The 12,667-nt window shown below is 65.1% G+C and carries 14 protein-coding genes; 11 read left to right on the forward strand and 3 right to left on the reverse strand.

Going from position 1 to position 12,667, the window contains the following annotated elements; translation table 11 throughout:
* Positions 1–69: 69 nt before the first annotated feature.
* Positions 70–525, reverse strand: a complete 456-nt coding sequence (locus LF63_RS00245) for a GNAT family N-acetyltransferase (RefSeq protein WP_043098832.1) — start codon at positions 523–525, stop codon at positions 70–72.
* A 486-nt stretch (positions 526–1,011) separates the two neighbouring features.
* On the opposite strand from LF63_RS00245, the gene LF63_RS15400 reads away from it, so the two are divergent.
* Positions 1,012–2,352 carry a hypothetical protein gene (locus LF63_RS15400; RefSeq protein ID WP_200877517.1) on the forward strand — a complete coding sequence of 447 codons (1,341 nt, stop codon included), beginning with the start codon at positions 1,012–1,014 and terminating at the stop codon, positions 2,350–2,352.
* A gap of 452 nt (positions 2,353–2,804) precedes the next feature.
* Here LF63_RS15400 and phhA read toward each other — a convergent pair whose 3' ends face one another.
* The gene (gene phhA, locus LF63_RS00250; RefSeq protein WP_043098833.1) at positions 2,805–3,692 is read right to left on the reverse strand and encodes a phenylalanine 4-monooxygenase; all 888 of its coding nucleotides are present in this window, start codon (positions 3,690–3,692) and stop codon (positions 2,805–2,807) included.
* A gap of 139 nt (positions 3,693–3,831) precedes the next feature.
* Between phhA and LF63_RS00255 the strand changes: the two genes are divergently transcribed.
* The 3 genes from LF63_RS00255 (at position 3,832) to LF63_RS00265 (ending at position 6,414) form a co-directional block, all read left to right on the forward strand.
* Positions 3,832–4,314, forward strand: a complete 483-nt coding sequence (locus LF63_RS00255; protein WP_152569185.1) for an Lrp/AsnC family transcriptional regulator — start codon at positions 3,832–3,834, stop codon at positions 4,312–4,314.
* 283 nt (positions 4,315–4,597) lie between these two features.
* Entirely contained in the window at positions 4,598–5,407 is an 810-nt protein-coding gene (locus LF63_RS00260) for a lysophospholipid acyltransferase family protein (RefSeq protein ID WP_043098836.1), read from the forward strand.
* Positions 5,404–6,414, forward strand: a complete 1,011-nt coding sequence (locus LF63_RS00265) for a YheT family hydrolase (RefSeq protein ID WP_043098837.1) — start codon at positions 5,404–5,406, stop codon at positions 6,412–6,414. Before LF63_RS00260 ends, LF63_RS00265 begins: the two co-directional genes overlap by 4 nt.
* A 155-nt stretch (positions 6,415–6,569) precedes the next feature.
* Here the strand turns inward: LF63_RS00265 and LF63_RS00270 are convergent, their stop codons facing one another.
* Positions 6,570–8,045, reverse strand: coding sequence for an AAA family ATPase (locus LF63_RS00270; RefSeq protein ID WP_043098839.1), 1,476 nt, complete (start codon positions 8,043–8,045; stop codon positions 6,570–6,572).
* 112 nt (positions 8,046–8,157) lie between these two features.
* Here LF63_RS00270 and LF63_RS00275 point away from each other — a divergent pair, with 112 nt between their 5' ends.
* The 7 genes from LF63_RS00275 (at position 8,158) to LF63_RS00305 (ending at position 12,664) form a co-directional block, all read left to right on the forward strand.
* Complete coding sequence (locus LF63_RS00275) at positions 8,158–9,252, forward strand: PQQ-dependent sugar dehydrogenase (protein WP_043098841.1); 1,095 nt, start codon at positions 8,158–8,160, stop codon at positions 9,250–9,252.
* Positions 9,253–9,382: 130 nt separating this feature from the next.
* Positions 9,383–10,006 (forward strand): YbhB/YbcL family Raf kinase inhibitor-like protein, encoded by a 624-nt coding sequence (locus LF63_RS00280; protein ID WP_043098843.1) that lies wholly within the window; start codon positions 9,383–9,385, stop codon positions 10,004–10,006.
* A gap of 169 nt (positions 10,007–10,175) precedes the next feature.
* Positions 10,176–10,334 carry a DUF1328 domain-containing protein gene (locus LF63_RS15405; protein ID WP_043098845.1) on the forward strand — a complete coding sequence of 53 codons (159 nt, stop codon included), beginning with the start codon at positions 10,176–10,178 and terminating at the stop codon, positions 10,332–10,334.
* A gap of 40 nt (positions 10,335–10,374) precedes the next feature.
* Positions 10,375–10,734 carry a hypothetical protein gene (locus LF63_RS00290; RefSeq protein ID WP_043098846.1) on the forward strand — a complete coding sequence of 120 codons (360 nt, stop codon included), beginning with the start codon at positions 10,375–10,377 and terminating at the stop codon, positions 10,732–10,734.
* A gap of 4 nt (positions 10,735–10,738) precedes the next feature.
* Entirely contained in the window at positions 10,739–11,224 is a 486-nt protein-coding gene (locus LF63_RS00295; protein WP_043098847.1) for a hypothetical protein, read from the forward strand.
* A 5-nt stretch (positions 11,225–11,229) separates the two neighbouring features.
* Positions 11,230–11,478: a hypothetical protein gene (locus tag LF63_RS00300; RefSeq protein ID WP_043098849.1), complete on the forward strand. Its 249-nt coding sequence runs from the start codon at positions 11,230–11,232 to the stop codon at positions 11,476–11,478.
* A gap of 61 nt (positions 11,479–11,539) precedes the next feature.
* Complete coding sequence (locus LF63_RS00305) at positions 11,540–12,664, forward strand: AI-2E family transporter (protein WP_081945013.1); 1,125 nt, start codon at positions 11,540–11,542, stop codon at positions 12,662–12,664.
* Positions 12,665–12,667: the final 3 nt, after the last annotated feature.

A 12,667-nucleotide genomic window follows, 5' to 3' on the forward strand; every position in this document is an offset into this window, starting at 1 on the left:
GGTATCGGAGCATGGTCATCCGGCAACGGTGACGCCATCCGCCCACGACACGGCCTGACGTTGCAACGCTCAGCCGAACGTCACTTCGTACATGTGGTAATCGCAGCGCTGCATGCCCAGCCCCTCGTAAGTCTTCTGCGCACGGTGATTCTCGTGCTCGACGTACAGGCGCATGCCCACTGCGCCGGCCTCGCGAGCGCGTTGTTCGACTGCGGTGTACAGCGCGCGGAACACGCCGCTGCGGCGCGCGGATTCGACCACGTAGACGCTCTGGATCCAGAAGAAGTCGCCGTTGCGCCAGTCGCTCCATTCGTAGGTGACCAGCAGGCTGCCGACCGCTTCGCCGTCGCGTTCCGCGATCAGGTAGAAGCCGCGCCGCGACTCGTCCAACACGCCGCGCACGCCGGCCGTGAGTACGGCGCGGTCGAGGGTCTTGTGTTCGGTTTCGGCGGCCATCGCCGCGTTCCAGTCGACCAGGTGGTCGAGGTCGTCGTGGGTGGCGGCGCGGATGGTAGGTGCGGTCACGGTTTGGCTTCGTTCCTGGGGAGGGGGAAGCCTAGTATGGCGGGTGTGTTCGGTTCAAAGTTTGTGGCTTTATCAAGAGCGGTTCCGACCGGCTGCGCCGGCCGGGTTACTTCTATTGCTTGTCCAATAGAAGTAACCAAGACAAGGACACCCCAACGTCCGCGCCCTACGGAGCTACGCTCCTACGGGTTCGCTCCGGGTTCCGGGGGTTCGCCGACAGGTCATCCTGACCTGACGACGAACTGGCGCACATCCCTGTGCGCCACCCTGCGGGCCTGATCCTCCACCCTCCGCCGCTACCGAAGGGGACGGATCCGCACGCCGAAAGCTACGGCAGGCATTCATTGCGCACGCCCTCGCAAGTCACAAAGATGCAAGGATTCCGATTACCAAATCAAGCGGCTATAAGTGAACCTGGAACCACTCCCGTTAAGAAAGTATCTTCATGCGGAGCGGTAGGTTGAACTTACGAAGAAAACCCAACCCATGGATGAACTCAACAAACTGGAAGAAAAAAGGATGAATGACATAAATTTACCAGCTGTGATCCACAACACGAGCCCAGCATTGATCGCTTTGACGCAAGCTCTTGGTGTGCCACGGGATGTGATTGCAAGCGATGATGAAATTCAAGCTGCTTGGGGAAACCTTCCGCGAGCGATGCAACGAATACCACCCGAGCTCAGAGATAAAGGCATGGCTCGCATGTGTGTCGCAGTCGCCTCGGGATTATTCGATAGTGCCATCAACTACGTCTGGAATGCTTCAGAAGTAGAGCTTCGTAATAAGATCAAGCGTTTTGGCCTGAATGTCGTTGAGCAAGTCACTACTAAAAAAGATTTTGACGAATCAAAGTTAAATGACCTCAAATCCGCTGAACTTCTATCTCTTTGCCTACAATTGAACTTAATAACGGAGGATGGATATTTCTTTCTTGACCAATGTCGAGATATAAGAAACAACTTTTCTGCAGCACATCCCACCATCGGCGACATCGATGATCATGAGTTCATTGTCTTTGTGAGCCGCTGCGCGAAATACGCTTTAGGCAACGAGCAAAACCCTGTCGGAGTAGATATTCAAGGCTTCATGAACGCCCTGAAAGTAGGAAGATTCAGCCAAGAGCAAGCTAATGAGTGGATTCAAAGACTAAATAACACACACCAAGCTCAGCGGGAGCTCCTTTTTGGTTCCATGCACGGAATTTACTGTGACCCATCAAGCAGTGAAGAAGCGAGACTCAATGCTCTGGGAATAGTACAAAATTATCGCGACACCCTATCTCCAGCCACGCGCTCCCAGCTTATCGATCGGCACCAAGACTACATCGCTGGTGGAGACGGAGCACGGCACAAAGCATCACAGCAATTTTTTGAAAAGCTTGGGCTCTTGGGGTTACTCGGAGATTCGGAGAGGCACGCCCTAATTTCTAATGCTTGTAAGCGGCTAATGGGCGTCCACCAAGCATACGACAACTTTTATAATGAACCACCATTTGCTGAGCGCGTATTTTATCTCGTTTCAGATGGCGCAATTCCAGATACAGCAAAAAATGAATTAGTGACAACAGTTGTTACCTGCGCCGTAGGCAATCAATATGGGATTTCAAACGCCGCCACACCCTTCTACCATCATATAATACGAAACTTCTCGCCAGCAGAAGTTTCAATCATGCTTACACTCTCCACAACCACAGACACCATCCTTGGACATCGAGTAAGGTCCTATCCCCGCTGTCATAGTGCATTTAAAGAGCTGGCGAAAATGATCAACCCATCCTCGGTGCCAACAGCGACCCGATCCATTTACGAACAATGGTTACGGTAATTTTTCGGCAAAAAAATGGCTCCAGGTTCGCCTACCTGCGTTTGAAATCGGACTTGACCCGTGAAAGCTGGGCGCAAGGCGCGCTTCTGAACGTCCACGCCTGACCGGAAGTAGCCTGTCGCTCAATGAAGGCGAAATAGCTGCTTCTTGCCAGATGATCCAGCCTGCAATTCTTCCCCTTCGGCAGCGGCGGAGGGTGGAGGATCAGGCCCGCAGGGTGGCGCACAGGGATGTGCGCCAGTTCGTCGTCAGGTCAGGATGACCTGTCGGCGAACCCCCGGAGCCCGGAGCGAACCCGGAGCGCCGCAGGCGCGTAGGGCGCGGACGCTGGGGTCTCCTTCTTTTGGTTCGTTTTCTTGGAGAAGCAAGAAAATGAACCCGGCCGGTGCAGCCGGACGGAACGCTCTTAAAAAACCCCAACGACACGCCAAGCACCAACCAGGCGTCAGGCGTCAGGCGTCCTCGTCGGTCGCAAACCCTTCCCGCGTCCCCCGATGAATCACGTCATCGGAATCGAGCACATCCCGCGCCCGAATCGACGGCTGATTCGCCAACCGCGCATAAATCGGCGTGAAGTCCGGCAAGGTCGCCTCGAACAACTGCTCGAAGCTGTCGATGACGAAGTAGGTCTGCTGATAGGTATCGATGCGGTACTGCGCGCGCATGATGCGCTCCAGATCGAAACCGATGCGATTGGGCGCATCCGACTCCAGGCAGTAGATCGACTCGCCCTTGGAACTGACGATGCCGGCGCCGTAGATGCGCAGGCCCGCGGCGGTGCGGATCAGGCCGAATTCGACCGTGTACCAGTACAGCCGCGTGAGGTTGAGCAGCGCTTCCTCGCTGATGCCGTGCGCCTTCAGCGCACCGCGGCCGTAGGCTTCCATGTAGTCGGCGAAGATCGGGTTCATCAGCAGCGGCACGTGGCCGAACAGGTCGTGGAACAGGTCCGGCTCGGAGATGTAGTCGATCTGCTCGGGCTTGCGGATCCACCAGGTGACCGGGAAGCGGCGGTTGGCCAGGTGCTCGAAGAAGGTGTACTCGGGCAGCAGGCCTTCGACGCCGACCAGCTCCCAGCCGGTGGCTTCGCGCAGGATCGGGTTGAGTTCGCTGAATTTCGGAATCGCATCCGCCGTCATCTGCAGCACGTTCTGGCTGTCCAGGAATTCCTGGCAGGCGCGTCCGGCCAGCACCTCGCGCTGACGCGCGAACAGTTCGCCCCAGACGTGGTGATCGACGCTGGTGTAGTCGTCCCACGGCTGCTCGACCACGCCAGTGGCGTAGACCGGGATGGTGCCGCGATCGGTCTGCTGGTGTTCGACGCGTCGTGGGGTGTTCATGGCGTGACTCCGGATGAAACGTGTAGGCCTCATCAGCATAGACAGATGCGCGCGCAAGATGGTTGCCGACTTGCGCTGAACAACCCTCAAGGCGCAATATTCTTTCAACAAATGTCATTTTTTGACGATTTGATGTCGCATCATGGCCATTGACCGCACGGATCGGCGCATTCTCGAAGTGCTGCAGCGCGAGGGGCGCATCACCAATGCCGAGCTGGCCGAGCAGGTCAGTCTGTCGGCTTCGGCGTGCTTGCGCCGGGTGCAGCGGCTGGAGGCAGCGGGTGTGATCGCCGGCTACGCCGCGCAGGTCGATCCGCAGTCGGTGGGGCTGGGTCTGCAGGCCTTCGTGCGCGTGCAGCTCAAGCAGCATGACGGCGAGACCATCGAGCGCTTCGTCGATCTGGTCAACGGCTGGGACGAGGTCGCCGCCTGCCACGCGCTGACCGGCGACATGGACTACCTGCTGCACATCCACGTGGCCGATCTGGAGCATTTCTCGCGCTTCCTGCTGGATCAGCTGCTGAACACGGCCGGCGTGGCCGACGTCAATTCCAGTTTCGTGCTGCGCACGGTCAAGCGCGCGGCGTCGCTGCCGCTGACCCAGTTGGAAGAGGCCCGCTGAGCGAGGCTGACGTCTCGGCGATGCCTGCGCCGTCCTCGCACACATCGCGCTGCACGGCCTTGCCATGATCGTGATCCCGGCGAACGCCGGACAAACGCGAAGCACGCAGAGCATCCGAAGGGCGGCCCCAAAGAGGCGAGTGCAGCGAGTCACCCCGCGCCTGCCGCACGCAACATGGCCGCCGCCTGTGGCAGAAACGGGCAACCGGGAAACCGTCGCGATACGCATCGCCCGCCAACCTGCTGGCAGTGCACACGGCGCGTCGCGTATCCTTGCAAGCTTGATGAACACCTCCGCCTCGTCCACCGCCCGCGCACGCGACCCCTGGCGCGTCGTTCGCTACCTGTATCGCGTGCCGCTGCTGCTGCTGCACGTGATCGTCGCCGTCGTGCTGGCCATCAGCGTGTTCACCTGGGCGCGACAGACTGTCGACAAGGGCCGCGAGCCGCTGGCGCACCGCCTGATCCGCTGGTGGTCGCGCGTGCTGCTGCGCATCTTCGGCTTCCGCGTCTACCGCTACGGCGAACCGCTGCCGGATCCGGCCATGTTCGTGTGCAATCACTCCTCGTGGCTGGACATCGAACTGATGCACACCCAGCGCGCGGTGTGCTTCGTGGCCAAGGCCGAGATCGCGCGCTGGCCGCTGGTCGGCTGGCTGGCGTCCACCGGCGGCACCATTTTCCACCGTCGCGGCAACAACCACTCGCTCAGCGTGGTGATGAAGGAGATGACCCGGCGCCTGAACATCGGCCGCTCGGTGGCCGTGTTCCCCGAGGGCGGCACCAACGACGGGCGCACGCTGAAGGTGTTCCACGCGCGCATCTTCCAGGCCGCGCTGGACGCCGACGCCCAGGTGCAGCCGGCCGCGCTGCGCTTCATGCGCAACGGCGTGCGCTGCTACGACGCCGGCTTCCTGCCCGACGAAAGCTTCATGGGCAACTTCCTGCGCCTGCTCGGCGATCCGCCGCTGGACGTGGAAGTGCACTTCCTCAAGCCCGTGCCTCGCTTCGAGGCGGGCCGCAAGCGCATGGCCGAGACCGCGCGCCAGGCCATCGCCGACGCACTGGACGGCGTGGGCGAGGGGGATCGGTGAGCCTGCCTCGCGGCAACGACTTCCAGCCGCCGCGGCTGCTGCGCAACGGTCACATGCAGACCATGTTGTCCTCCAGCAGCCTGCGTCGTCTGCTACTGCGCCCGCTGGCGCGCAAGGTCAACGAAGGCAGCGAGAACGTGCGCTTCACGCTGTCCGACGGCGTGCGCCTGACCGGCGCCATCACCCGGCAGAAGGTGCGCGACAAGGCGCGCGGCCTGGCCATCGTCTATCACGGCTGGGAAGGCAGCATCGACTCGTCCTACGTGCTGCAGACCGGCGCCAGCCTGCTCGACGCCGGCTGGGACGTGTTCCGCCTCAACTTCCGCGACCACGGCGACACCCATCACCTCAACGTCGGCCTGTTCCATTCGTGCCTGATCAACGAGGTGGTCGAGGCGACCGCCGAGGCCATCGCTCGCTTCCGCGCGCCCGACGCGCCGGTGACGCTGGCCGGCTTCTCTCTGGGTGGCAACTTCGCGCTGCGCGTGGCGCTGCGCGCGCCCGACTCGAAACTGCCGCTGGCGCACACCATCGCGGTGTGTCCGGTGATCGATCCGCACGCGGGCCTGTTCTCGCTGGAGACCGCGCCGTGGATGTACGAGTGGTACTTCATGCACAAGTGGCGCGGCTCGCTCAAGCGCAAGCAGAAGCTGTACCCGCAGCAGGACTACTTCACCGACGAAGACCTGCGCCAGGGCCTGCGCGGCCTGACCCGCGTGCAGGTCGAGCGGCACACCGAGTTCGGCACGCTGGACGCCTATCTGGACGGCTATTCGGTCAGCGGCGAGCGCCTGGCCGAGCTGAAGGTGCCGACCACCATCCTCACCGCCGAGGACGATCCGGTGATCCCGGTGAAGGAATTCCGCGAACTGACGCTGCCGCCCGAGGTCGAGCTGGACATCGCACCGTACGGCGGCCACTGCAGCTTCATCGAGAACTGGAAGCTGCGCAGCTTCACCGACGGCTACATCACCGCGCGTTTCAACGCCGCCGCCGACCGTTCCTGAAACGCATCCCATCGGGCGGGTGCGCTTCGCCATCTGCTCGCGCATGGGCAGCGCTCGCCCTGCACGCGGCGTTTCGATGGCACCGAAGGCCATGTGCCGCGGCTCTCTGACGCCTTGGCTGGGCCATATGACTGTCGAACGCCGCGCCGCGTTGCTCAGTCGGCCGGCACGCAGCGTGCGCTGGCCCATTCCCGCAACGCCTGCACCCGCTCGGCCATCAGCACCGATAGCGGCCGCGTGCCGCGCAGCGCGTTCTCCAGCAACGCCTGATTCAGCGTGCCGACGCCGCCGGCCGCGTCGTACAGCGCGCTGACGATGGCCTGCTCGATCTCGGCGCCGGAGAAGCCCTCGCTGAGCGCGGCCAGCGCCGGCATGTCGAAGTTCGCCGGGTCCAGTTCGCGCCGGCGCAGGTGCAGCGCGAAGATTTCCTCGCGCACGTCGGCGCTCGGCAGGTCGACGAAGAAGATTTCGTCGAAACGGCCCTTGCGCAGCAGTTCCGGCGGCAGTTGGTCGACCGCATTGGCGGTGGCGACCACGAACACGCGCGCCTTGTGCTCGGCCATCCAGGTCAGCAGGTAGCCGAGCACGCGCCGCGACACGCCGCCGTCCTCGCCGCCGCCGGCCAGACCCTTCTCGATTTCGTCGATCCACAGCACGCACGGCGCCAGCAGCTCGGTCGACTGCAGCGCCTCGCGCAGGTTGCGCTCGGTCTCGCCGTGGAACTTGTTGTACAGCGTGCCGAAGTCCAGCCGCACCAGCGGCGCGCCGAAACCGCCGGCGATGGCCTTCGCCGCCAGGCTCTTGCCGCAGCCCTGCACGCCCAGCAGCAGCACCCCCTTGGGCGGATCGAGCCTGGGCGCGTTTTCGCCGCCGAGGAACACCGGCCGCCGGCGCTGGACCCACTGCTTGACCCGGGCCAGCCCGGCGACATCCGCGAAGCCGGCGGTGTCGTACTCGAAATGCAGCAGACCGGAGCGGTTGAGCAGCTCGAACTTGGCCTGCATCAGGCGCGGCAGATCGTCCGGCCCCAGCGCGTCGTCGTCGTGGATCAGCTTGCGCACGATGCGCCGCGCGTCGACGCGGGTCAGGCCCAGCAGGTTGCGCACGATCAGGCGCGCGGCCTCGCCGTCGACTTCCAGCTTGCGCCCGGTCTCGCGCTGCCAGGCGACCGCCTCGCTGCGCAGCAGGCCGGCCATGGCCTTGAGGTCCGGCAGGCTCAGGCGCACGGTGGTCGCCAGCCGTTCCAGTTCGTCCGGCAGTTCGATCTTGGCGCCGACCAGCACCAGCGTGTGCGGCGCGCTGCGCTGGCGCTGCACGATTTCGCGCAGCATGCGCCGCGTCATCGCGTAGCCCAGGTAGGGCTGCAGGTCGAACAGCAGATAGATGCCGGCGGTGTCGTGCTCGCGGATGGCTTCCAGCGTGCGCGAGACGTCCGGCACCACGTGGGTCTCGGGCTGCTCGAAATCCAGCCGCGTCAGGCCGTCGGTGATGGTCCAGCGCCACAGCGGGCGCAGGTGCTGACCGATGACGTGACGGAAACTGTCGATCACGCGCTGCTCGTCCAGCGTCTCGATCACGATCAACGGCGTCGCCGCGCGCACCAGCGTGCCCAGGTCCTTCAGGTCGTTCATGCGTCCCCCAACGTATCGCGCGAACGATAGCAGAAGCCCGCGCGCGGTCACGCCGGTTTCATGCCCGGCGGTGTAGTCTGGTAGGCCCGAAACGTCCCTGGAGCCACGCCCCATGCGCATGCTGTTCGGTATCGTGCTCGCCGCCCTCGCCGTGTCGGCGCAGGCCGCCCCGCCCCTTCAGCGATTGAGCCTGCCGCCGGGATTCCACATCGCGGTGTACTCGGACCAGACCCCCGGCGCGCGCGAACTGGCGCGCGGCCCGGACGGCACCATCTACGTCGGCTCCAACGCCGGCCAGATCTACGCGCTGACCGATACCGGCCACGACGGTCGCGCCGACCGCGTGCGGACGATCGCGCGCGGACTGCGCAATCCGATCGGCGTCGCTTTCCACGACGGCGACCTGTATGTGTCGGCCATCGACCGCATCCTGGTGCTGCGCGACATCGGCGATCACTTGAGCGATCCGCCGAAACCGCAGCTGGTCACCGACCAGCTGCCCGACAAGGCGCACCACGGCGGCAAGTTTCTGGCCTTCGGCCCGGACGGCAAGCTGTACGTGCCGGTCGGCGCGCCGTGCAACATCTGCGAACCGCCGCTGCCGTTCGCCGCGCTGTGGCGCATGAACCCGGACGGCAGTCATCGCGAACTGGTCGCGCGCGGCATCCGCAACACCGTCGGCTTCGACTGGCAGCCGGGCAGCGGCAAGCTGTGGTTCACCGACAACGGCCGCGACATGATGGGCGACGACATGCCCAGCGACGAGCTGAACCGCGTCGACCGCCTCGGCGAGCACTTCGGCTACCCGTACTGCCACCAGGGCGACACGCCCGATCCGGAATACGGCAAGGGCCATCCGTGCAAGGACTACGCGCCGCCCGCGGCCAAGCTCGGCGCGCACGTGGCCTCGCTCGGCATGCGCTTCTACACCGGCACGATGTTCCCGGCGCGCTTCCACGGCGCGATCCTGATCGCCGAACACGGCTCCTGGAACCGCAGCAAGAAGAGCGGCTACCGGGTGATGGCCGTGCGCGTGAAGGGCGACCACGTGCTGCAGCAGGTGCCGCTCGTCACCGGCTTCGAGCAGAACGAAAGCGCCTGGGGCCGCCCGGCCGACGTGCTGCCGCTGCCCGACGGCAGCGTGCTGATCAGCGACGATCTGGCCGGCGCGGTCTACCGCGTGACCTATCGGTCGCCGACATCGTGATCGCCGCGGCCGAGCTGGACGACCCACGCTGCCCGCAGGCCGACATCGCCCGCCCGGCGCGCGTGACGCCTTTGCGATCCGGCGCAGCGAACCCCACCTTCCATCCCACCGATTCCGCCAAGGAGATGCCATGAAATTTCGCAGCGACAGCTTCGCCAACGGCGACCCGATTCCCGCCGAATTCGCGTTCGGCAAAATCGGCGATCCGGTCGAGCTCTCCAGCAACCGCAGCCCGCATCTGGCCTGGTCCGAAGCGCCCGACGCCACGCGCTCGTTCGCGCTGATCTGCGTCGACCCCGACGTGCCCAGCAAGCCCGACGACGTCAATCAGGCCGACCGCGAAGTGCCCGCCGACCTGCCGCGCGTGGAGTTCGTGCACTGGGTCATGGCCGACATTCCGGCCGAGTGCGGCGAATTCGAGGCCGGCGCGTGCTGCGAGGGCACCACACCCCACGGCAAGCGCGATCCGGTCGGACCGCCCGGCTCGAAGCAGGGCGTCAACGACTACACCGGCTGGTTCGCCGGCGACGACAGCATGTCCGGCGACTACTACGGCTACGACGGTCCGTGCCCGCCGTGGAACGACAGCATCATCCATCACTACCACTTCAGGCTGTACGCGCTGGACGTGCCCAGCCTCGGTCTGGAAGGCCGCTTCGACATCGCCGATCTGCGCCGCGCGATGGACGGCCATGTGCTGGCCGAAGCCGAATGGATGGGCACCTACACGCTCAATCCGCGACTGGCCGGCTGAGGCCACGCGGTTCGAGGGTTCAGCGGCGAGTCACCTAGCTGAACCCTCGCGGCCGCACCATGCAAGTGTTCAGGACGGGTGCACTGCCGCGGATTCAGGATGGTTTTGTCGATGCATCGATGACGCGTCGACGCCGCAATCTCGCGGCGCCAACCACAAGGAATCGCACATGCTTTCTTGGGCCATCACGTTTCTGATCATCGCCATCATCGCCGCCGTGCTCGGTTTCGGCGGCATCGCCGGCGCGGCGGCCGGCATCGCCAAGATCCTGTTCATCATCTTCCTGGTGCTGTTCATCGTCGCCCTGATCCGCGGCAAGCGCGCATAGCGGCATCGCTGTATTCCACGCACGACACAGGAGCATTCCCATGGCTAGCAAGAACAAAGACACGAGCTTCGACGACCGCATCGCCGAGAGCGCCGAACGCCTGAAGGAGCGCGAGTCGGCCGCCCTGCATGCCACCCGCGACGCGGTGGTCAGCGGCACCGAGCGCACCGAGCGCGCCCTGCATCGCGCCACCGACGCCACCGCCTCGGCTGCGCAGCGCACCCACGAGCGCGCCGCGCAGCTGGGCGAGAAGGGTCAGGAAAAGTGGGCCGAAGGCCGCGCCTACGCCGAGCAGTCGCTGGACCGCGTGTTCGACTACGTGCGCGAGAATCCCGGCAAGTCGCTGGCGATGGCCGTGGCCGGCGGCTGGTTGATCGGCAACCTGCTGCGCCGGCGCTGAATCGGTGCCATCGACCGACTCCGCCGAACCGCGGCCCGGACCGGGCGACGACGCCCCGCACGACGAGACGCCTCGCGACGAGGCGGCCTCGGCGGGGGCGGATCGTCTGGACATTCCGGCCGCCTGGGAAGCGGCCCGCACCCTGTTCGACGCGACGCGCGAATTCGTCGCCTCGCTGTTCGCGCTGGCGCGCAGCGAACTGCGGCTGGCGCGCGTCAGCTGGCCGCTGGTGTTCGCGCTGCTGGTGGTGCTGGTCGGCCTCAGCCTGTCGCTATGGGCCAGCCTCATCGCCCTGATCGGCTGGGGGCTGTACCTGCTGACGCACTCGGTCGGTCTGGCGCTGGCGGCGCTGGTCGGTGTGCATGTCGTGCTGCTGGTCGTCGCGCGCCTGATGCTGCGTCGCACCGCGCGCAACATGACGATGCCGGCCACCCGCGACGAAATGCGCCATCTGTTCGCACGCGCCCGCAAACACGCCTCCAAGGACTGAACATCATGCGTTACCGTCGCGCCCTGATCGAATGCCGCATGCGCCACGCCGAGGTTGCCGCGCATCGCGTGCGCGCCCGTGCCGCCGTGCAGGTGCTCGAAGGCCAGTACCGCGCCGCGCCGGCGCTGCCGCTCGGCGCCGCCGCGCTGGGTGGCTTCCTGCTGGGCCGCCATCGCCCGGATTGGCGTCCGCCGCGGCGCGCCTGGTCGCTGGCCTGGCGCTGGGGCTTCCACTTCCTGCGCGGCATGCTGTAATGAGCCGCCGCCGAAGGTTCGAGCGCGGTGACATGCGCCCGTGCCGCGCCGGAAAACGACCATGAACCACGACATCCCATCCGGCGAAGCGAGCCTTCCGGCCGCCGCCAGCGAGACCACGGAGAAGACCTCCGGTCCGCTCGAACTGCGTCGCCCCACGCAGGCCATGAGCCTGATGCTGACCGCGCTGCTGGTGCTGGCGCTGATCTACACGCTGGCACTGAGCCAGACCCTGGTCGTGCCGCTGATGCTGGCGATGTTTCTCGGCCTGGGCCTGAATCCGCTGGTCGCTGGCGCGGCGCGTCTGCACATTCCGCGTTTTCTCTCCGCGATCGTGGTGATGCTGGCCGTGACCGCCGGTTCGGTCGGCGCGGTGACGCTGCTGGCGCCGCCGGCGGTGAAGTGGCTGCAGCAGGCACCGAGCGCGATCCGCCATGACTTGGCGCCGAAGATCAAACCGTTCACGCGCAAGCTCGACGAAGCCAACCGCGCCACCCAGTCGCTGGTCGGCAACGGCAGCGTGCGCCACACGGCCGCGCCGCAAGCGGCACGACTGGACGTCTGGGACGTCATCGCGGTCACGCCGCGCGTGCTGGCGTTCGCGCTCACGGTCGGGTTGCTGGTGTTCTTCTTCCTGATCTTCGGCGACCGCATGTTGCTCAAACTGGTCGAGGTCTCGCCCTCGTTCACCAGCAAACGCCACGTGGTCACCATCGTGCGCAACATCCAGGCCGAGGTGTCGCGCTACATCTTCACCGCCACCTGCATCAACATCTCGCTGGGCGCGCTGACGGCGCTGATCCTGTGGAGCCTGAAGATGCCCGACCCGCTGCTGTGGGGCGGGTTGGCGGCGCTGGCCAACTTCGTGCCCTACGTCGGCGCGATCAGCACGACGCTGGTGCTGCTGATCGCCGGCAGCATGCATTTCGACCATCTGCTCGACGCGCTGGCGCCGGCGCTGAGCTTCGCCGCGCTGACCGCCGTCGAGGGCAACCTCATCACGCCGATGATCATGGGCCGGCGCATGCGTCTGTCGCCCGTCGCGATCCTGATCTGGCTGCTGCTGTGGGCATGGATCTGGGGCATCGCCGGCGCGCTGCTGGCGGTGCCCATGCTGACCACGGTGAAGCTGATCGCCGAGCGCATTCGCGGCTGGGAGTGGTTCGCCCACCTGGTCGGACGCTGAGCG

This window comes from Oleiagrimonas soli, assembly GCF_000761445.1.
Taxonomy (GTDB): domain Bacteria; phylum Pseudomonadota; class Gammaproteobacteria; order Xanthomonadales; family Rhodanobacteraceae; genus Oleiagrimonas; species Oleiagrimonas soli.

Bases quoted from the DNA above. Each gene is read 5' to 3' on its own strand.
- LF63_RS15400 (WP_200877517.1), top strand. From the start codon at position 1,012: ATGGATGAACTCAACAAACTGGAAGAAAAAAGGATGAATGACATAAAT.
- phhA (WP_043098833.1), bottom strand. From the start codon at position 3,692: ATGAACACCCCACGACGCGTCGAACACCAGCAGACCGATCGCGGCACC.
- LF63_RS00260 (WP_043098836.1), top strand. From the start codon at position 4,598: ATGAACACCTCCGCCTCGTCCACCGCCCGCGCACGCGACCCCTGGCGC.
- LF63_RS00270 (WP_043098839.1), bottom strand. From the start codon at position 8,045: ATGAACGACCTGAAGGACCTGGGCACGCTGGTGCGCGCGGCGACGCCG.
- LF63_RS00275 (WP_043098841.1), top strand. From the start codon at position 8,158: ATGCGCATGCTGTTCGGTATCGTGCTCGCCGCCCTCGCCGTGTCGGCG.
- LF63_RS00280 (WP_043098843.1), top strand. From the start codon at position 9,383: ATGAAATTTCGCAGCGACAGCTTCGCCAACGGCGACCCGATTCCCGCC.
- LF63_RS15405 (WP_043098845.1), top strand. From the start codon at position 10,176: ATGCTTTCTTGGGCCATCACGTTTCTGATCATCGCCATCATCGCCGCC.
- LF63_RS00290 (WP_043098846.1), top strand. From the start codon at position 10,375: ATGGCTAGCAAGAACAAAGACACGAGCTTCGACGACCGCATCGCCGAG.
- LF63_RS00300 (WP_043098849.1), top strand. From the start codon at position 11,230: ATGCGTTACCGTCGCGCCCTGATCGAATGCCGCATGCGCCACGCCGAG.
- LF63_RS00305 (WP_081945013.1), top strand. From the start codon at position 11,540: ATGAACCACGACATCCCATCCGGCGAAGCGAGCCTTCCGGCCGCCGCC.